This is a genomic window from Microbacterium sp. LCT-H2, assembly GCF_001866135.1.
Taxonomy (GTDB): domain Bacteria; phylum Actinomycetota; class Actinomycetes; order Actinomycetales; family Microbacteriaceae; genus Microbacterium.
Genome location: NZ_MODW01000003.1, coordinates 316,509 through 333,168, shown reverse-complemented (window position 1 = coordinate 333,168; position 16,660 = coordinate 316,509). Strand labels below are relative to the sequence as shown.

Below are 16,660 nucleotides of genomic sequence, written 5' to 3'. Positions count from 1 at the left end.
GCCTGACGACAGGAGAAGCCATGACCGCGGCATCCGACACCCTCATCCGCCTCGCCGGCGTCACGAAGACCTTCGGCAGCACCACCGCCCTCAAGGACGTCACGCTCGAGGTGGCGCGGGGAGAGATCGTCGTGCTGCTCGGGCTCTCCGGTTCCGGCAAGTCCACGCTGCTGCGGCATCTCGACGGCCTGGAGCTGCCCAGCTCCGGGTCCGTCGAGGTGCTCGGCGCGTCCGTGCCTTCGATGAAGGGCCGGGCGCTGCGACAGCTCCGCAGCAGCGTGGGCTTCATCTTCCAGCAGTTCGAGCTCGTACCATCGCTGACCGTTCTCGAGAACGTGCTGACCGGGTCGCTCTCGCGGATGCGCGGCCCGCGGCTCGGGCTGTGGAGCTACCCCCGCGCGGCGAAGCTGACCGCGCTGGAGCACCTCGACCGCGTCGGCCTCCTCGACCGCGCCTACCAGCGCAGCGACACCCTGTCCGGTGGCCAGCAGCAGCGCGTGGCCATCGCCAGGGCCCTCATGCAGAAGCCGGCGATCCTCCTGGCCGACGAGCCCGTCGCCTCCCTCGACCCGGAGTCGAGCGAGCAGGTGATGGCCCTCATCCGCGAGATCGCCGCCGACGAAGGACTCACCGTCGTGTGCAGCCTGCACCAGGTCGACCTCGCGATCAGCTGGGCCGACCGGATCGTCGGGCTCCGGCACGGCGAAGTCGTCCTGGACACTCCGACGGACGGACTCACCAAGGCCGAGGTGATGGAGATCTACGGCCGCGTCGCGACGACCACGGCCGAGATCCGCGCCGTGCAGGTGGAGCTCGTCGATGCCGTGACCACGGTGGCGGCGTCATGACGGCGGTGGAAGCCTCGACGCGGGGCGCTTCGACAGGCTCAGCGACCCACGGAGGCGGCGCAGCGAACCAGCGAAGGGGGAGCGTCGCGGAGCGCGCGCCCAAGCGGACGCTCTCGGCGGAGCGCATCGCCGCCGGCCTCACCCTCGTCGTCCTCGTCGTGCTCGGGATCCTCGCGGTGCGCGATGTGGGCATCTCGATCCCCGCGATGGTGCAGAGCTGGGGCAACGCGGAGAACTTCCTCGCCCGGGTCGGCGGACTCTCCTTCCCGGCGCCGGCCGACCTCGCCTGGCTCATCGCCCTGACCGTGGGCCTCGTGCTCGTCGGCACGCTGCTGGCGGCCGTGCTCTCCGTGCCCCTCGCCTTCCTCGCCGCCGCCAACACCACCCCGGGCGCCGGGTGGCGCGCGGCCGCCCGGTTCCTCGGCGTCCTCACCCGCGCCCTGCCGGACGTCGTGCTGGCCATGGCGTTCGTGCTCATGTTCTCGCTCGGCACGCTGCCGGGCATCCTCGCCATCGGCATCCACTCGATCGGCATGATCTCCAAGATGTTCGCGGATGCCATCGAGCAGATCGACGAAGGGCCGCGTCTCGCGATCCGCGCCGCCGGTGGCTCGAAGCTCCAGGAGTTCACCGCGGGCATCCTCCCGCAGGTGCTGCCGAGCTGGGTGGCCACCGTGCTGCACCGCAACGACATCAATCTGCGCGGGAGCGTCGTGCTCGGCTACGTGGGCGTCGCCGGCCTCGGGCTCGAGATGTCGTATGCGTTCAAGGCGCTGAACTACGGCAAGGGGCTCGGGATCGCGCTGGTGATCTTCGTGCTCTGCATCGTGATGGAGATCGTCTCGAGCACGGTGCGCGGCGCGATGCTCGGCGAGCAGAAGCACACCCGGTCGTGGATGGACCGCATCGTGCACCCGCGCCTGCCTCGGCGGTCGCAGGCGCCCGCCGACGGCCGCCCGGCGTGGGCGGCGAGCCCGGAGACCGCGGTGCGTCGTCCGTGGACCGCGCAACGCATGCGCCACACCGCCGCCGGGATCGTCGCGGTCCTCGTCGTGGTCGGCAGTGTCGTCGTGAGCCAGATCACCTGGTCCGACCTGTTCACCTTCTGGGCGAAGCTGCCCGACGTCGCCGCCCGTTTCTGGCCGCCGTCGTTCGGCAGCTACGACACGGTCGCGATGCTGGAGGCCATGCGGGAGACCGTCGCCATCGCGCTCGCCGCCACCGTCCTCACCCTCCTGCCCTCGCTGCTGCTCGGCTCGTTCGCCGCGCGCAACGTGGCCCCGCATGCCGCAGGGCGCGGCACCGCCCGTCTGCTGCTCGTCGGCATCCGCGGCATCCCCGAGCTGATCCTCGCCATCGTCCTCGTCGTCATCACGGGTCTCGGCGCGCAGGCCGGCGTCATCGCGCTCGCGATCGGCGGGATCGGTTTGCTCGGCAAGCTCATCGCCGACTCCTTCGAGGAGGTCGACCGCGGGCCCGAGCGCGCGCTGCGGGCGGTGGGCGCCACACGGATGCAGACGTACACGTCGGCCACGCTGACACAGGGCACCCGAGCCCTCATCGGGCACAGCTTCTACATGCTCGACACCAACATCCGCGCGGCCACGATCCTCGGCATCGTCGGCGGCGGCGGGGTCGGCTACTACCTGCTGAACGCCAGCCAGGGTTCGCGCTACGAGACCGTCACCGCGATCGTCCTGATGATCCTCGTCACCGTGCTCGCGGTCGAGGGGCTCGCGATGTGGATGAGGAAGGTGTTCCGATGACCGGGGCGAAGCAGAATCCCGACCTCGTCGTGGTGGGGGCCGGCATCGTCGGTCTCGGCGCCGCCTTCGCCGCCGTGCGCCGCGGGCTCCGGGTCGTCGTCGTCGAGCGCAGCGCCGCCCCGACCGGCGCCACGATCCGCAACTTCGGCCACCTCTGCATCGGCGCGCAGGGCGGAGAGGCACGGCGGTACGCGGATGCGTCCCGTGAGCTCTGGCTGCAGCTCGCCCGCGACGCGGGGTTCTGGCTCCGCGAGTCGGGCACCCTCGTGGCCGCGCGCCACGAGGACGAGCTCGCCGTGCTCTCCGCGGCGGCGCAGGACGGCGGCATCCGGATGCTGGAGGCCGCCGAGCTCCTCCGCCGTGCGCCGCTGCGCCGGGACGGGCTCGTCGGTGGTGCCCTCATCGAGGCCGACCTGCAGACGGACCCGCGCACGGCGGCGACCGCGATCGTGCGCTACCTGACAGCCCAGGGCGTCGAATTCCGCTTCCGCACCGCCGTGACGGCCCTCGGCGCGGGACGGGTGGAGACCACGCGCGGGGCGATCGACACCGGGGCGGTGGTCGTAGCCGTGAATCATGACATCGACCAGCTGCTTCCCGAGATCGCGGAACGGCACGGGGTGGTGCGCTGTGCGCTGGACATGATGCGGGCGGCCGTCTCCTTCCCTCGACCGTTGACCGCGCCCCTGCTGACCGGCTGGTCCCTCATCCGGTACGGGAGGTTCGCCGACAGCCCCGAGGCCCGCACCCTCCGCGAGCGCCTGCACGCCGAACGCCCCGACCTCGCGGCCCTCGATCTCAACCAGATGTACACGCAGATGCCGGACGGCACGCTCATCCTCGGCGACTCGCACGTCACCGACGCGGCCCCCTCGCCGTTCCAGCCGGAAGCCGCCTTCACCGCGTTCCTCGATGAGGCCGAAGCCCTCTTCGAGGGGACGGCGCCTCGGGTGATCGAGCGCTGGCAGGGCGTGTACGCGAAAGCCCCCGGCGAGTTCCTCGTCGACCGCGGAGATGACGGTGCCCTCGTGCTCGCCGCGACCACCGGCATCGGCATGACCTGCGGCCTCGGGCTCGCCGACCTGAACTTCACCACCGCCCTCGGCGGCACCCCTGCTCTGGAAGGAACACCATGACCACTCCGATCGAACTCGTCGTCCTCGACATGGCCGGCACCACCGTCGTGGATGACGGCGTGGTGGAGCAGGCGTTCCAGCGCGCCGCCGAGCGCACCGGCGTCGCTGCGCGGCTGCCCTGGGAAGACGCCCTGGGCTACGTCAGGGAGACGATGGGGCAGTCCAAGTTCGACGTCTTCCTCCATCTCGCGGGCAGCGATGCGAGCGCGGCGCGGCAGGCCACCGCGGCGTTCGAGACCGCATACGCCGAGATCGTCGCCGAGAGCGGCGTCGCGGAGATCCCTGGAGCGGCGGACGCGATCCAGGGGCTGAAGGACGCGGGGCTGACCGTCGTCCTCACCACCGGATTCGCTCCGGTCACGCGACAGGCGCTCATCGACGGGCTCGGGTGGGGAGGACTCGTCGACCTCGCGCTCTCCCCGGTCGATGCCGGCCGCGGACGCCCCGCGCCCGACCTCGTCCTCACCGCCCTTCTGCGCACGGGAGCATCCGCGGTGCAGGCCGTCGCCGTCGCCGGCGACACCGTGAGCGACGTCGCGTCGGGCCGCCGTGCGGGTGCCGGCTTCGTGGCGGGCGTGCTCACCGGGGCGCACGACCGGGCGGCCCTGAGCGGAGCCGGGGCCCACGCCGTGCTCTCCGACGTCACGGCTCTGCGTGGGGCTCTGGCCCAGCGCGAACTCCTTCCTGCCGTCGCCTCCGTCTGAGGGTCGGGTCATGGGAACGCTGCTCATCCGCCCACCCGGTCACCGGAGGGACGTCGCGCTGCGCCCCGCCGCCACCGCGATGGTCTGGATCGGCGAGGGCCACCCGCACGAGACGATCGCGGTCCCCGGGGTCGCACTCGGGGACCGCGACGTGCTCGTCGCGGTGGAGATGTCGACGATCTGCGGATCGGACGTGCACACCGTGCAGGGGCGGCGGCCCGCGCCCGCCCCTCTCGTCCTCGGGCACGAGAGTGTCGGGCGGGTCATCGCGATGGGCGACGACGGTGCGGAGGCGGTGGACGGCACCCCGCTGCGCATCGGCGACCGCGTGGTGTGGTCGGTCACGGTGTCGTGCGGCACCTGCGACCGCTGTCGGCGGGGCCTCACGCAGAAGTGCCGCGACCTCGGCAAGTACGGCCACGACCGGGTCGGCGCCCACGGCGACCTGGCCGGGGCGTTCGCGAGCCACGTGCAGCTGCGGGCCGGTACCGCGATCGTGCGCGTGCCGGAGGCGCTGCCCGCCGCGGCGCTGGCTCCGGCCGGCTGCGCGACGGCGACCGCGTGGGCCGCTGTGGCGAGGGCCGCCCGCGACATCGATCTCGACGGCGCCGCGGTGCGCGTCCACGGCGCGGGACTGGTGGGGGTCAGCGCCGCGGCGATCGCGGCCGAGCAGGGTGCCGTCGTCGAGGTCCGGGATCCGGACGACGATCGCCGGGCCTTCGCCTCCCGTTTCGGGGCCACCGCGCTCGACCGCGACCCGGACGTGGTCATCGAGGCATCGGGGCATGCGGTGGGGGAGGCCCTCGCCGGCGTCGCCGTCGGCGGCACGGTCGTCCTCGTCGGCAGCGTCTTCCCGGCCGCACCGGTCCCGCTGGACGCGGAGGATCTCGTCCGCCGGCTCGTCACGGTGGCCGGCGTGCACAACTACCGCGCCGACGACCTCGCGGCGGCGGCGTCGTTCCTCGCGGGTCGCGGGCGCGCATATCCGTTCGCCGAAGCCGTGGGCAGCGTGCGACCGCTGCTCGACATCGACGCCGCCCTCACGGACGCCGCGGCGCCGAGCGCCCCGCTGCGGGTGGGGCTGGTGCCGGGGCGCTGAGCCCTCAGTCGGACCCGGTGCGCCGGGGACCTGCCGGGTGCAGCCCTTCGGCGTGGAAGGCGAGCAGCCGCACCGCGGCGTCGACGCTCGCGGACAGGATCTCGTCCGGGTCGCCGGTCAGGGCCAGCCTCCGGTGCCCGGCGTCGTCGGCGGTCGCCCAGCCGAGGTACACCGTCCCCGCGGGGTGGCCGCCCTCGGGGCCCGGTCCGCCCACACCGGTCGTCGAGACGCAGATGTCGGCGTCGAAGAGCTCGCGCGCCCCGCTGGCGAGCTGCTCGGCGCAGGCGGCGGAGGTCGGGTCGGTCCCCGGGGTCAGTCCCAGCACCCTCTCCTTGACTTCCGTGAAGTACGCGACGATGCCGCCGGCGAACCAGCCCGAGGCTCCCTCGCCCGCACCGATCGTGTTCGCGAGGCGTCCGGAGGTGAGCGACTCCGCCACGCTCACGCGCAGACCACGACTGCGGGCGAGCTCGCCCAGGTGTTCGAGGTCGGGGGTCTCGTTCGGTGCGGTCATCGGGGCGCTCCTCTCGTCGGTTCCCCTACGCTACGGACCCGGCGGCGCCGAGTCGCAGGGGATTGACAACGGCGTCCGCGTCAAGCCCCTGGAGGGCCATCGTCCCGGGCGCCATCGTCGAGGGAGTCACAGCGACGAAGGAGGCGGACATGGCGGAGGATGCGCGGGACACCGCGGGAATGCGGGCGGTCTTCTGGACCTGGGCGGGGATCATCGGCGTCGGACTCGCCGTGATGATCGGCCTGCCGCTGGGAGGGCGATGACGATGGGCTCGCGGATCAAGGACCACGCCCTCAGCCTCTTCTTCCTCGCGCTCTTCGTGCTGGCTCTGGCCGGCCAGGCCGTCGCCGGGTACTTCCGGAACAACGACGAGCTCCTCGACCACGGGCAGCCCACGATCGGCCTCGGCGACTTCCTCTGGTCCTCGGACTTCGCCGTGGACGTCGCCGAGAACTGGCAGTCGGAGTTCTTGCAGTTCTTCCTCTTCATCGCCGCGACGATCTGGTTCGTGCAGAAGGGGTCGCCGGAGTCGAAGAAGCCAGGCGACGAGGGGCCGGGCAGCGATGCGGATCAGCTCGTCGGCGCGCACGCCCGCCCGGACTCTCCGCGGTGGTCCCGGGCGGGCGGGTGGCGAGCGGCGGTGTTCGGCAACTCGCTGCTGCTCGTGATGGGGGCGGTGTTCGTGCTGTCCTGGTTCGCGCAGTCGCTCGCCGGGACAGTGGTCATGAACGAGGAGAACGCGATGCACGGCCTCGCCGCGATCAGCTGGGGCGACTACGTGACCAGCTCCGACTTCTGGGACCGCACGCTGCAGAACTGGCAGTCCGAGTTCCTCGCGGTCGGGACGATGGTCGCGTTCGCGATCTACCTCCGCCAGCGGGGGTCAGCGGAGTCGAAGCCCGTCGGCACACCGCACCATCAGTCGTCCCGGGAGTCCGACTGAGACCGCTCGTCGTTGACGTCGGCCTGCGAGAACCGCTCGTCGTCGGCGTCGTAGCCAGGACGTGCCTCCTGCAGCGGCTGGTCGGAGTACTCGCCGCCCTGGCGTCCGCCGAACGGACGGCCGTGGTCGGCGAACTCCTCGCGGGCGAAGACCAGCTCCCACGGGCCCACCGTGAAACGCGATCCGGTACGCAGCGTCTCGGTGCGCTCGCCGGGGTGGGTCGCGTCGGCGTCAGGGTTCGAGTTCATCTCGCCGTCGGCGTGCAGGGTCACGACGTACTCGTCGCGGTCGTCGTGCACGACCGTCGCATGGACGGGCTCGGTGTCGGCCAGGCGCAGCTCGTTCCCGGCGGCGGAACCGATGCGGACCTCCTCCACATCGAGCGCGAACTCCGTGCGCTCGTCGTCGCGCCGCACGCGCAGTCGCGGGTTGCCGGCGCCGCGCTCGGCGTGGGTGGTGCCGGGCGTGTAGCCCTCCTCGGGACGGTCGTCGATGTGGCGGTCAGTCATGGCGGTGCCCTCCTCGGGTGTCGATGCTTCGAGGCTAATCGCCGCGCGGATCGTGCGCAGGGCCTTGACTTCGGCCGCCGCGTCGCTCTTGCAGACGGATTTGCCGTGCGCCCCGTCCGAGGGCTTACCCTCTACCCATAGGCCGATCCCGGCAGTGTCTGCCGGGCTGAGGACCACCCGACCGAGGAGCATCACCCGATGGGCAAGTTCATCTACGAAGGCAGCGTGAAGACCGAGATCGAGGATCGGGCGCTCACGCACCTGCAGCTCGTCATCACGGCCAAGCTGCGTCGCGGCGAGCCTTTCCCGTTCAGCTGGCGCGAGGACGCCGGCGTCGGGGGCGGCCGGACCACCGTCTGGATCCAGCCGGGCAGCTCGCTCGTCTTCAAGTACTTCGGCAGCCGCCAGCCCGCCGTCAACCGGGCCTGGGTCGAAGCGCTCGCCTTCACCGCGAACTCCCCCAGCGGGCTCTACCTCGTCCCGGAGCCCGCCGAGGGCGCCGAGCCCCCGCACGGCGACGTCCCCTCCGCCGGCTGACACCTGCTGTCGCGGAGACCGCCCCGGGCTGTCAACCCCCTGCCGTCCCTCCTCCGGAGCCACGAGGCTCGATCACGACCTGATCGACAGCCCCATGACAGGAGGAGCGGACATGACCGACACCACCCGCGACGGCGGCCTCACCGACCCCCGACACGCCCACCACGAGGACGGCTTCCCGGCGCAGAGCCAGGACCAGCCGGGCTTGACCGAGAAGACCACCCCGGAGCCGGACCACGGCGAGCAGTCCTACGTCGGCCACGGGCGGCTCGAGGGGCGGCGCGCTCTCATCACCGGTGGTGATTCCGGCATCGGCCGCGCCGTCGCCATCGCGTTCGCCCGTGAGGGAGCCGACGTGGCCATCGTGCACATGCCCGAGGAGCAGGCGGACGCGGAGGAGACGCTCGCGCTCGTCCGCGAAGCCGGTCGCACCGGCGTCAGCATCCCCGGCGACGTCCGCGCGGAGGCCTTCGCGACCGACGCCGTGCACCGCGCGCGCCGCGAGCTCGGCGGCCTCGACGTGCTCGTCCTCAACGCGGCCTATCAGCACGACATCGACGGCTTCGAGAACCTCGACACCGAGAAGATGCGCCGCGTGTTCGACACGAACCTCGCCGGCCTCGTGTTCTCGGCCCGTGCCGCCTTCCCCGACCTCGAGCCCGGATCCAGCATCATCGTGACCTCGTCGGTGCAGTCGGCGCAGCCGTCGCCGGGACTCATCGACTACGCCATGACGAAGGCGGCGCAGGTCGCGTTCGTCAAGGCGCTCGCGGAGGAGGCCGGGCCGCGCGGCGTGCGCGTCAACGCCGTCGCACCGGGTCCGATCTGGACGCCGCTGATCCCCGCGACCGGATGGGGGCCGGAGCGCCTGGAGACGTTCGGTCAGGACACCCCGCTCGGACGCGCGGGGCAGCCCGCGGAACTCGCCGGTGCTTACGTGTACCTCGCCTCGGCGGAGTCGTCGTACGTATCCGGCGCGGTCCTCGCGGTGACGGGTGGCAAGCCGCTCTGATCCGCGCGAGGACGGCGCAGGCGGCGGGGAGGCAGGGCCCCGCCGCCTAAGCTTGTCTGGTGCAGAGACCCGCGGCTTCCGGACCCCTCGTGGGCGTCGCGCTCGTCATCGGATCCTGCCTCTCGCTGCCGTTCGGCGCCGCCGTGGCCGCGCAGCTCTTCCCCGTCCTCGGACCGTGGGGCGTGACGTCGCTCCGCGTCGCGATCGCCGCGCTGCTGCTGGTCGTCATCGTGCGCCCACGGCCCCGTGCCTGGACCCGGTCGCAGTGGCTCGCCGCCGTGCTGTTCGGGGTGTCCCTGGCCGCGATGAACGGGTTCTTCTACGCGGCCATCGACCGCATCCCCCTGGGGCCGGCGGTGGCCATCGAGTTCCTCGGTCCGCTCGTGCTCGCCGCCGTGCTGACCCGCCGTCTCGCCGACGCGGTCTGGGTGGGCGTGGCCCTGCTGGGCATGGCGCTGCTCGGGGTCGACGGCCTCGTCGGCGCCGAACCCCTCGACCCGCTCGGCGTCGTCTTCATCCTCATCGCAGCCGGATTCTGGGTCATGTACATCCGGATGAGCGCGCGTGTCGGCGCCCTCATCCCCGGCAGCAGCGGGCTCGCGATGGGACTCGTCGTCGCGGCCGTGCTCCTCATCCCCGTGGGCGTGCCCGCGGCGGCGACGGTGGCGCTGGACCCGCAGCTCCTCGTGCTCGCCGCGGTCACCGCGGTGCTGTCGTCCGTGATCCCGTACAGCTTCGAGCTCGCGGCGCTCCGACGGCTCCCGCAGCGGGTGTTCGGCGTGCTGCTGAGCCTGGAGCCCGCGTTCGCGACCCTCGCCGGGTGGCTCATCCTCGGACAGGATGCCACGCCGCTGCGGCTGCTCGCGGTGGCGCTCGTGATCGCCGCGAGCGTGGGCACGACGCTGGGCGTGCGCCGCGATCGGAGGGGCGACGGCCCCGCGGGGCCGTTCACCGCGCCGATCCCGCTTCCCGACTGACGCCCCTCCGATCGGGTGGCTCTCACGCCCGGACGGCCACCGGCTGCGGCAGCGGGTAACGGCGGCGAAGGATCACTCGCTGCACGAGGGTCCACACCACCGTGACCGTGAGGTAGAGCGCGGCGGCCAGGGGGACGAAGGCCGCGAAGACCGCGGTGAGGTAGTGCAGCGCCGCCATCATCCGGAGCACGCCGGGGGAGCTGAGCGGGGAGTCGTCGCCCTCGACGGGCGCCGGTCGGAACACCCGCCGGGTGACCTCGGCGACGGCGATCATCACGGCCAGCAGCACGCCGAAGACCGCGAACGTCGCCGGGGTCGCGGTGCCGCCGAACAGGGCAGACACCAGGCTCGTGCCGAGCGGGGCGCCGAAGAGGTCGTGGGTGAGCAGCTCGTTCGGGTGCCCGGCGATCTCCGGTCGCAGGAACAGCGTGTAGAGCAGGCCGACGACCGGTGCCTGCGCCAGCACGGGCAGCATCCCGGCGAAGGGCGAGGTGTTCTCGGCGCGGTAGAGCGCCATCATCTCCTGCTGCAGGCGCTCCGGGTTCTTCCGGTGGCGCTGCTGCAGCGCGCGCAGCTTCGGGGCGAGGCGGGCCCTGGTCTGCTCGGCCCGGGCCTGCGAGATGCCGACGGGGATGAGGAGGGCGCGCACGAGGAGGGTCACGAGGACCACGGCGAGGGCGGCGGCGGAGGGGCCGGCGAGGGGTTCGAGAAGGGTGGAGAGGCCGTTCAGGGCACCGTAGGCGGCGTCCAGGAGCGCGGCGAGGGGAGGGAAGGCGAAGATGTCCACGGGACGGTCCGTTCGATGAGGTCGGGAAGGGTCGGCGAAGGCCGCGCGGTCCCGGTCGGACGGACTACGCGGCGGTCGCGACTCCCGGCGCTCGCGGACGAGGGTGTCCTGCGGCATCCGGATCGCTCTGCGGGAGGAGCGTTCCGACATCGATCGCCCGCAGCGGGTGCGGGGCATCGGCGGAGGTCTGGTGGCGCACGCTCAGCGCGAGCGCGAGCGTGAGGACCGTGACGGCGAGCATCGCGATGGCGAGGCCGAGCGCGGCGGCATCCGGCATCGTCACGAGGCCGATCGCGGCCGCGACGAAGCCGAGCATCTGCCCGAACCACTCGCTCATGCCGCGAGCTTACCCCGTTCGAATCGCCTGAATTGCTGTATCCGGGCCGCCGATGGAGCCATTCAGGCGATTCGAAGGGCGTACGGTCGGGGTATGGCGACAGAACTTCTAGGAGTCGAGCAGCCGATCGTGCTGGGGCCGTTCGGGGGGAGCTCATCCGTGGAGCTGACGGCGGCGGTCAGTGCCGCCGGTGGGCTGGGATCGTACGGGCTGTACGGCTACGACGGCGACCGGATCCGCTCCGTCGGGGCTGAGCTGCGCCGAGCCACGGACCGGCCCTTCGCCCTGAACATCTGGCTGCCGCTGGGGGACGAGGTCGCGGCGAACCCGCAGCACGCGGTCTTCGCCCAGGCGCTGGAGCCGTTCTACGAGGCCGTCGGGGTTCCGGTGCCGGCCCGCCCCGAGCGCTACACCCCCGACCTCGACGAGCAGCTCGACGCGGTGTGGGAGGTCGCCCCGGCCGTGCTGAGTGTGGTGTTCGGGGTGCCGTCCGCTGCTCTCGTCGCCGAAGCCCGCGACCGCGGCATCCGCGTCGTGGGCACCGCCACCACCGTCGCGGAAGCCGTCGCGCTCGCCGAGGCCGGCGTCGATGCGGTCGTCGCCTCGGGAGCCGAGGCGGCCGGGCACCGGGTGTCGTTCCTCCGCCCCGCGGCCGAGTCGCTCGTGGGAACCGTCGCGCTCGTGCCGCAGGTCGTGGACGCCGTCGACGTGCCCGTCATCGCCGCCGGCGGGATCGCGGACCGCCGCGGGGTCGCTGCGGCCTTCGCCCTCGGTGCCTCCGGCGTGCAGGTGGGGACGGCGTTCCTCGCGACCGCCGAGTCCGCCGCGACGACCGCGCACCGCGACGCCATCCGGAGCACCGCCGCCGACGAGACCGTGCTGACCAGGGCGATGAGCGGACGCCTCGCCCGCGGAGCCCGCAACCGCGCCGTGCGGGCGATCGAGGCGAGCGGCACGATCGCCCCGTTCCCGATGCAGAACTGGCTCACCGGACGCTTCCGCGCGGCGGCAGGAGAGCAGAACCTCGGCGAGCTGCAGTCGCTGTGGATGGGGCAGGCCGCCCCTCTCGCCCGGGGGACCACCGCTGCCGAGGTCTTCGCGGAGCTGGCAGCCGGAGTCCCCGGCCGGTGAAGAACGCCAGGTTCCTGGCTAGAATGGCATCATGTCCACGCAGAACGTCTTGGAAGCGCGCAACAACCTCTCGCGCCTGATCGCCGAGTCCCAGGCGGGTGAGGACGTGGTCATCACGAAGCGGGGCACTCCGGTCGCCCGTCTGGTGCCCATCGGGCCGGTCGACGTGGTGCGGAGCGGCCGCCTCCTCGTCGAGTGGATCGAACAGCATCCGCTTCCGCCGCGGCTCGCACGGAGCGCCGAGGAGCTGGACGCGCAGGTCGCCGAGAACCGGGACGCCTGGGAATGATCTATCTCGACTCGTGCATCCTCATCTACGCCATCGAGGACCGCGGTCCGAGGGGGGATGCCGTGCGGCACGCGCTCCGCGACGTCGATGACGAGGTGGCGTCGAGTCCGCTGGCGCTCCACGAATGCCTCGTGCTCCCCGCCCGCGAGCGCAATCCGGAGCTCCGTGACCGGTACCTGGCTCTCTTCGAGCGGATGGAGATCGTCGCGCTCGATACGGCCGCGTTCGTCCGATCGGCCGAACTCCGGGCCGACTTCGGCCTGAAGACCCCGGACGCGCTGCACCTCGCCGCCGCCCAGCTGTCGGGGTGCACGGAGCTGTGGACGAACGACAGGCGCCTCGCCGCCGCGTCGCACGGGCTCGCCGTGGACATCCTCGACCGCTGAGCGGTCGGGCGCTACAGGATGACGGTCGAGCGGCCGTGCACGATCACCCGGTCCTCGGCGTGCCACTGCACGGCCCGTGCCAGCACCAGACGCTCGACGTCGGCGCCCCGGCTCTGCAGTTCGGCCGCGGACTCGGAGTGCGTGACCCGCGTGACGTCCTGCTCGATGATCGGCCCCTCATCGAGGTCGGCCGTGGCGTAGTGCGCCGTGGCCCCGATCAGCTTCACGCCGCGCTCCTTCGCCCTGGCGTAGGGGTTCGCGCCGATGAACGCGGGCAGGAACGAGTGGTGGATGTTGATGACCGGGGCTTCGAGGCGCGTGATGAAGTCGTCGCTGAGGATCTGCATGTAGCGGGCGAGCACGACGAGGTCGACGTTGCCGCGGAGGAGGTCGAGCTGACGCTCCTCCATCGCCTGCTTGTCCGTCGAGGGGATGTGCATGAACGGCACTCCGAAGGAGCGGACGGCATCGGCGAGGTCGGGGTGGTTCGAGACGACCATGGTGATGTCGATGTCGAGCTGACCCCGCTGCGTGCGCCACAGCAGCTCCATCAGGCAGTGGTCGTACTTCGAGACGAAGATCGCCACGCGCTTGCGGCGGGCCACGTCGTGCAGCGACCACTCCATGCCGAAGCGCTCCGCGACCGTCGCGATGTCGGCCTCGAGGGCGGGACGCGCGGCGGACAGGCCGTCGAGGTGGAGGACCGTCCGCTGGAAGAACCGCCCGCCCTCGGAATCGGTCGAGTGCTGGTCGAGCGAGATGATGTTCGCCCCGTGCCGGGCGAGCACGCCGGCGACCGCGGCGACGATGCCGGGCTGGTCGTCGCAGGCGATCAGCAGGCGGGCGGTATCGGGCTGGGTCATGGCTGCTCCTCGGGGTGTGCATCGATTCTGCCGTGCCGCGCGGGTGGGGAGCGAATCGCCCACGGCGTCGCTACCCTGAGACCGTGGATGCGAGCGACGTCGGACTGGTGCTGATCCCGCTGCTGGCGGTGGCCGCACCGCTTCTCGCACGCGGCGTCCGTCCGCTCGTCCGGGTGCCGATCGTCGTGTTCGAGCTCGTCCTCGGGATCCTCGTCGGTCCCGCCGTGTTCGGCTGGGTGGAGCCAGGGCCCCTCCTGGAGAAGCTCAGCGACTTCGGCCTGGCCGTGCTGTTCTTCGTCGCCGGCTCCGAGATCGACTTCCGCCAGGTGGCCGGGAAGCCCCTGGCCCGGGCGTCGCTGGGCTGGCTGCTCAGCGTGCTGCTGGGCATCGGGCTCGGTTTCTTCTTCGCCCCGGGCGAAGGGATGGTCGTCATCGGGATCGCGTTGAGCTCGACCGCTCTCGGCACGCTGATGCCGATCCTGCGCGATGCGAAGGAGCTGGACACCCCGTTCGGCCGTGCCATCAGCACCATCGGCGCCGTGGGGGAGTTCCTGCCGCTGATCGCGATCTCGATCTTCCTGAGCACCCGGACGACACCGCTGGCTACTGCGGTGCTGCTGACCTTCGTCGTGCTGGCGGGCCTCGCCGTCGTCGTCGCGCACCGGGTGCCGCACGGGCGCCTGCACGGCATCGTGCGCGCGACCCTCCACACCTCCGACCAGTTCGGGGTGCGTTTCGTGATCCTCCTCATCGCGGCCCTCGTCGGCCTCAGCGTGATGCTCGACCTGGACATGCTCCTCGGCGCCTTCGTCGCGGGGGCCATCTGGCGCATCATCATGGCGCGGGCGCCCGAGAAGGATGCGGCGGAGGTCGAGAGCAAGATCGAGGGGCTCGCGTTCGGCTTCCTCGTGCCGGTGTTCTTCCTCTACACGGGGGTGACCTTCGACCTGCAGGCGCTGCTGACGTCTCCCTCGGCGATGTCGCTGGTGCCGGTGTTCCTGCTGGCGCTCCTGGTGATCCGCGGGTCGGCTGCGCAGCTCTCCGCCCCGGCGGGCGCGAGCGGACGTGACCGCGCCGCGCTCGGCCTGCTCGCGGCCACCGGGCTGCCGATCATCGTCGCGGTCACCGCGATCGGCGTGGATCAGGACATGCTCGATTCCGGGACCGCGGCCGCGCTGGTCGGGGCGGGCATGCTGTCGGTGCTCCTGTACCCGCTGATCGGGATGACGCTGCGTGGCGATCGGGCGCAGGTCGCCGGCCCGCGCCTCGCCGACCAGACCACCCTGGGGGAGCTGTGACCACCGCCTCCGCCCTATTGACCCAGGCCGTGCAGGAGCTCGCCGGCGCACCCCGCGAGGGCCTCGGCGAGGAGAGGGACTCGCGCTGGCGCGGGCCTCGGATCGTCCGTGTCGGCGAGGCCTGGCACCTCGGCGTTCTCCTGATTACGGACACCCATGCGCTGGCGACGGCGGAGGTGCTCCGCGCGGCGGACCCGGGGCGTCGGGGATACACCGCCGAGTCCGCGCGGGCACGGGCCGAGCGTCGCGCGCTGGCCCTCCGCGGCGGCTTCCACGAGGGGGATGTCGTGCACGTCGGCTGGAGCGTGATCGACGTCGACGCGGTGGACGCGGGAGGATCCTCCGGTCCGCTCGCGCTCATCGACGGCGTGCCGTCGGTGCGCTGGAGTCAGGCAGGCGGGTTCATGCCGCTGGACGCCTACCTGCGCGAGCGCATCCCGCTGCTCCGCGGCGATGCCCCGGCCTGATCTCCGCCGAACATCTCGGCGTCGACCGTCGCCTCGTCTGTAAGAGCGAGCACATGCGCTCCGACCCACCGCAAGGTGTCAGATCTCTATGCGAGTGGCCCTGTCCGTCAGGCGCCATGGCACCGGAAAATCCGCAATCCTCATGCCATTCGAGGACATGTGACTGACCTCATCGGCATAGGTATCCGCGTCTGCGCGGTTGTCGAAGACGCCGTAGATACCAGCGTCATCCTCGTCGTCGAACACGATCCATACAGACTTCATCCCTGCATTCTGCCGTCGACGCCACCTCCACGCGCCGGGTGTCGCTCAGCCGAACAGCTCGGCGAAGCGGCGGAGCAGGGCGGCACCCTCGGTGACCGAGGCCGCGAGGACCTCCTGCTGCACCGCGTCGAACTGCGCCGGATCGAAGTACCCCGTCGTGCGATAGAACGTCATCCGATCGGCGAAGTCGCGCGGCGTCGGCTCGGGATGGAACTGCGCGGCGTACAGGTGGGTGCCCACCCGGTAGGCCTGCACGGGGCAGGTCGCGTTGGTGGCGAGCAGCACGGCCCCGGGCGGGGTCGCCGCGGCACTCTCCTTGTGCGCAGTGAACACGGTGAGTGCCGGACCGGATGGGCCGAACACAGGATCGACGGCGCCCTCCGTTGTCGTGTCGATGACCGTCGCGCTCGCCGGCTCCGGCATGGTCGTCACGACCTCGCCGCCGAGGAGCCGGGTGAGCACCCCGATGCTGAAGCAGGTGAAGAACGCGGCGATCCGCTGTTCCCGTGCGGCGCGGGCGAGCGTCTCCAGATCGGCCTCCACCCGCCGCTGCACCGGGGTCTTCTCGACATCGGTGACGTTGAAGGGAGAACCGCCGACGACGACGCCACGGTAGCGGTCGAGGTGGGCTTCGGTCAGCGGCTCGTGCAGCAGGTCGAGACGATCGACCACATCGACTCCGAGCGCCCTCCGGAACGAGGCGTGCTCGGCGTCCGCCGCCCCGGTCTCGGGTCGCACGCAGACGTAGAGAAGCGAGGCCATCTGGCGATTCTAACGAGGGGGAGCGTCCCGG

Annotated in this window: 21 protein-coding genes; 14 read left to right on the top strand and 7 right to left on the bottom strand. The window is 71.9% G+C overall.

Annotation, left to right across the window (positions count from 1 at the left end; translation table 11 throughout):
• Positions 1 to 20 precede the first annotated feature (20 nt).
• From phnC to BK819_RS10215, 5 genes are read left to right on the top strand one after another with little or no spacing between them, the layout of a single operon-like run.
• Positions 21 to 848, top strand: a complete 828-nt coding sequence (gene phnC / locus BK819_RS10235; RefSeq protein WP_071329031.1) for a phosphonate ABC transporter ATP-binding protein — start codon at positions 21 to 23, stop codon at positions 846 to 848.
• Positions 845 to 2,614 (top strand): phosphonate ABC transporter, permease protein PhnE, encoded by a 1,770-nt coding sequence (phnE, locus tag BK819_RS10230; RefSeq protein ID WP_071329030.1) that lies wholly within the window; start codon positions 845 to 847, stop codon positions 2,612 to 2,614. Before phnC ends, phnE begins: the two co-directional genes overlap by 4 nt.
• Entirely contained in the window at positions 2,611 to 3,750 is a 1,140-nt protein-coding gene (locus BK819_RS10225; RefSeq protein WP_071329029.1) for a TIGR03364 family FAD-dependent oxidoreductase, read from the top strand. Before phnE ends, BK819_RS10225 begins: the two co-directional genes overlap by 4 nt.
• The gene (locus tag BK819_RS10220) at positions 3,747 to 4,454 is read left to right on the top strand and encodes an HAD family hydrolase (RefSeq protein WP_071329028.1); all 708 of its coding nucleotides are present in this window, start codon (positions 3,747 to 3,749) and stop codon (positions 4,452 to 4,454) included. Before BK819_RS10225 ends, BK819_RS10220 begins: the two co-directional genes overlap by 4 nt.
• A gap of 10 nt (positions 4,455 to 4,464) precedes the next feature.
• Positions 4,465 to 5,553, top strand: coding sequence for an alcohol dehydrogenase catalytic domain-containing protein (locus tag BK819_RS10215; RefSeq protein WP_071329027.1), 1,089 nt, complete (start codon positions 4,465 to 4,467; stop codon positions 5,551 to 5,553).
• A 4-nt stretch (positions 5,554 to 5,557) separates the two neighbouring features.
• Here BK819_RS10215 and BK819_RS10210 read toward each other — a convergent pair whose 3' ends face one another.
• Positions 5,558 to 6,067 carry a CinA family protein gene (locus BK819_RS10210; RefSeq protein WP_071329026.1) on the bottom strand — a complete coding sequence of 170 codons (510 nt, stop codon included), beginning with the start codon at positions 6,065 to 6,067 and terminating at the stop codon, positions 5,558 to 5,560.
• A gap of 265 nt (positions 6,068 to 6,332) precedes the next feature.
• On the opposite strand from BK819_RS10210, the gene BK819_RS10205 reads away from it, so the two are divergent.
• Positions 6,333 to 7,010 (top strand): DUF6766 family protein, encoded by a 678-nt coding sequence (locus tag BK819_RS10205; RefSeq protein WP_071329025.1) that lies wholly within the window; start codon positions 6,333 to 6,335, stop codon positions 7,008 to 7,010.
• Here the strand turns inward: BK819_RS10205 and BK819_RS10200 are convergent.
• Positions 6,986 to 7,519 carry an FHA domain-containing protein gene (locus tag BK819_RS10200; protein ID WP_071329024.1) on the bottom strand — a complete coding sequence of 178 codons (534 nt, stop codon included), beginning with the start codon at positions 7,517 to 7,519 and terminating at the stop codon, positions 6,986 to 6,988. The two genes, BK819_RS10205 and BK819_RS10200, sit on opposite strands and share 25 nt — an antisense overlap.
• Positions 7,520 to 7,717: 198 nt before the next feature.
• Here BK819_RS10200 and BK819_RS10195 point away from each other — a divergent pair, with 198 nt between their 5' ends.
• From BK819_RS10195 to BK819_RS10185, 3 genes are all read left to right on the top strand, one after another.
• Positions 7,718 to 8,056 carry an ATP-dependent DNA ligase gene (locus BK819_RS10195; RefSeq protein ID WP_071329023.1) on the top strand — a complete coding sequence of 113 codons (339 nt, stop codon included), beginning with the start codon at positions 7,718 to 7,720 and terminating at the stop codon, positions 8,054 to 8,056.
• A gap of 112 nt (positions 8,057 to 8,168) precedes the next feature.
• Positions 8,169 to 9,068: an SDR family oxidoreductase gene (locus BK819_RS10190; protein ID WP_071329022.1), complete on the top strand. Its 900-nt coding sequence runs from the start codon at positions 8,169 to 8,171 to the stop codon at positions 9,066 to 9,068.
• 59 nt (positions 9,069 to 9,127) lie between these two features.
• The gene (locus tag BK819_RS10185) at positions 9,128 to 10,045 is read left to right on the top strand and encodes a DMT family transporter (RefSeq protein ID WP_071329021.1); all 918 of its coding nucleotides are present in this window, start codon (positions 9,128 to 9,130) and stop codon (positions 10,043 to 10,045) included.
• A 22-nt stretch (positions 10,046 to 10,067) separates the two neighbouring features.
• Here the strand turns inward: BK819_RS10185 and BK819_RS10180 are convergent, their stop codons facing one another.
• Both BK819_RS10180 and BK819_RS10175 read right to left on the bottom strand, forming a co-directional pair.
• Positions 10,068 to 10,832, bottom strand: a complete 765-nt coding sequence (locus BK819_RS10180; protein WP_071329020.1) for a membrane protein insertase YidC — start codon at positions 10,830 to 10,832, stop codon at positions 10,068 to 10,070.
• A gap of 64 nt (positions 10,833 to 10,896) precedes the next feature.
• Positions 10,897 to 11,169 (bottom strand): DUF6412 domain-containing protein, encoded by a 273-nt coding sequence (locus BK819_RS10175; protein WP_071329019.1) that lies wholly within the window; start codon positions 11,167 to 11,169, stop codon positions 10,897 to 10,899.
• A 93-nt stretch (positions 11,170 to 11,262) separates the two neighbouring features.
• Here BK819_RS10175 and BK819_RS10170 point away from each other — a divergent pair, with 93 nt between their 5' ends.
• From BK819_RS10170 to BK819_RS10160, 3 genes are read left to right on the top strand one after another with little or no spacing between them, the layout of a single operon-like run.
• Entirely contained in the window at positions 11,263 to 12,300 is a 1,038-nt protein-coding gene (locus BK819_RS10170) for a nitronate monooxygenase family protein (RefSeq protein WP_071329018.1), read from the top strand.
• Positions 12,301 to 12,331: 31 nt separating this feature from the next.
• The gene (locus tag BK819_RS10165; RefSeq protein WP_071329017.1) at positions 12,332 to 12,589 is read left to right on the top strand and encodes a type II toxin-antitoxin system Phd/YefM family antitoxin; all 258 of its coding nucleotides are present in this window, start codon (positions 12,332 to 12,334) and stop codon (positions 12,587 to 12,589) included.
• On the top strand, positions 12,586 to 12,975 hold the full coding sequence (locus BK819_RS10160) for a type II toxin-antitoxin system VapC family toxin (protein ID WP_071329016.1): 390 nt from the start codon (positions 12,586 to 12,588) through the stop codon (positions 12,973 to 12,975). Before BK819_RS10165 ends, BK819_RS10160 begins: the two co-directional genes overlap by 4 nt.
• A gap of 11 nt (positions 12,976 to 12,986) precedes the next feature.
• Here BK819_RS10160 and purU read toward each other — a convergent pair whose 3' ends face one another.
• Positions 12,987 to 13,838 carry a formyltetrahydrofolate deformylase gene (purU, locus tag BK819_RS10155; protein WP_071329015.1) on the bottom strand — a complete coding sequence of 284 codons (852 nt, stop codon included), beginning with the start codon at positions 13,836 to 13,838 and terminating at the stop codon, positions 12,987 to 12,989.
• Between the two features lie 83 nt (positions 13,839 to 13,921).
• On the opposite strand from purU, the gene BK819_RS10150 reads away from it, so the two are divergent.
• On the top strand, positions 13,922 to 15,136 hold the full coding sequence (locus BK819_RS10150; protein WP_071329014.1) for a cation:proton antiporter: 1,215 nt from the start codon (positions 13,922 to 13,924) through the stop codon (positions 15,134 to 15,136).
• Complete coding sequence (locus BK819_RS10145; protein ID WP_071329013.1) at positions 15,133 to 15,603, top strand: glutaminase; 471 nt, start codon at positions 15,133 to 15,135, stop codon at positions 15,601 to 15,603. Before BK819_RS10150 ends, BK819_RS10145 begins: the two co-directional genes overlap by 4 nt.
• A gap of 78 nt (positions 15,604 to 15,681) precedes the next feature.
• Here BK819_RS10145 and BK819_RS10140 read toward each other — a convergent pair whose 3' ends face one another.
• Both BK819_RS10140 and BK819_RS10135 read right to left on the bottom strand, forming a co-directional pair.
• Positions 15,682 to 15,867 carry a hypothetical protein gene (locus BK819_RS10140; RefSeq protein ID WP_071329012.1) on the bottom strand — a complete coding sequence of 62 codons (186 nt, stop codon included), beginning with the start codon at positions 15,865 to 15,867 and terminating at the stop codon, positions 15,682 to 15,684.
• Positions 15,868 to 15,912: 45 nt separating this feature from the next.
• Complete coding sequence (locus BK819_RS10135; protein WP_071329011.1) at positions 15,913 to 16,629, bottom strand: GMP synthase; 717 nt, start codon at positions 16,627 to 16,629, stop codon at positions 15,913 to 15,915.
• Positions 16,630 to 16,660 lie beyond the last annotated feature (31 nt).

Bases quoted from the DNA above. Each gene is read 5' to 3' on its own strand.
- phnC (WP_071329031.1), top strand. From the start codon at position 21: ATGACCGCGGCATCCGACACCCTCATCCGCCTCGCCGGCGTCACGAAG.
- phnE (WP_071329030.1), top strand. From the start codon at position 845: ATGACGGCGGTGGAAGCCTCGACGCGGGGCGCTTCGACAGGCTCAGCG.
- BK819_RS10225 (WP_071329029.1), top strand. From the start codon at position 2,611: ATGACCGGGGCGAAGCAGAATCCCGACCTCGTCGTGGTGGGGGCCGGC.
- BK819_RS10220 (WP_071329028.1), top strand. From the start codon at position 3,747: ATGACCACTCCGATCGAACTCGTCGTCCTCGACATGGCCGGCACCACC.
- BK819_RS10215 (WP_071329027.1), top strand. From the start codon at position 4,465: ATGGGAACGCTGCTCATCCGCCCACCCGGTCACCGGAGGGACGTCGCG.
- BK819_RS10210 (WP_071329026.1), bottom strand. From the start codon at position 6,067: ATGACCGCACCGAACGAGACCCCCGACCTCGAACACCTGGGCGAGCTC.
- BK819_RS10205 (WP_071329025.1), top strand. From the start codon at position 6,333: ATGGGCTCGCGGATCAAGGACCACGCCCTCAGCCTCTTCTTCCTCGCG.
- BK819_RS10200 (WP_071329024.1), bottom strand. From the start codon at position 7,519: ATGACTGACCGCCACATCGACGACCGTCCCGAGGAGGGCTACACGCCC.
- BK819_RS10195 (WP_071329023.1), top strand. From the start codon at position 7,718: ATGGGCAAGTTCATCTACGAAGGCAGCGTGAAGACCGAGATCGAGGAT.
- BK819_RS10190 (WP_071329022.1), top strand. From the start codon at position 8,169: ATGACCGACACCACCCGCGACGGCGGCCTCACCGACCCCCGACACGCC.
- BK819_RS10175 (WP_071329019.1), bottom strand. From the start codon at position 11,169: ATGAGCGAGTGGTTCGGGCAGATGCTCGGCTTCGTCGCGGCCGCGATC.
- BK819_RS10170 (WP_071329018.1), top strand. From the start codon at position 11,263: ATGGCGACAGAACTTCTAGGAGTCGAGCAGCCGATCGTGCTGGGGCCG.
- BK819_RS10165 (WP_071329017.1), top strand. From the start codon at position 12,332: ATGTCCACGCAGAACGTCTTGGAAGCGCGCAACAACCTCTCGCGCCTG.
- BK819_RS10160 (WP_071329016.1), top strand. From the start codon at position 12,586: ATGATCTATCTCGACTCGTGCATCCTCATCTACGCCATCGAGGACCGC.
- purU (WP_071329015.1), bottom strand. From the start codon at position 13,838: ATGACCCAGCCCGATACCGCCCGCCTGCTGATCGCCTGCGACGACCAG.
- BK819_RS10140 (WP_071329012.1), bottom strand. From the start codon at position 15,867: ATGAAGTCTGTATGGATCGTGTTCGACGACGAGGATGACGCTGGTATC.
- BK819_RS10135 (WP_071329011.1), bottom strand. From the start codon at position 16,629: ATGGCCTCGCTTCTCTACGTCTGCGTGCGACCCGAGACCGGGGCGGCG.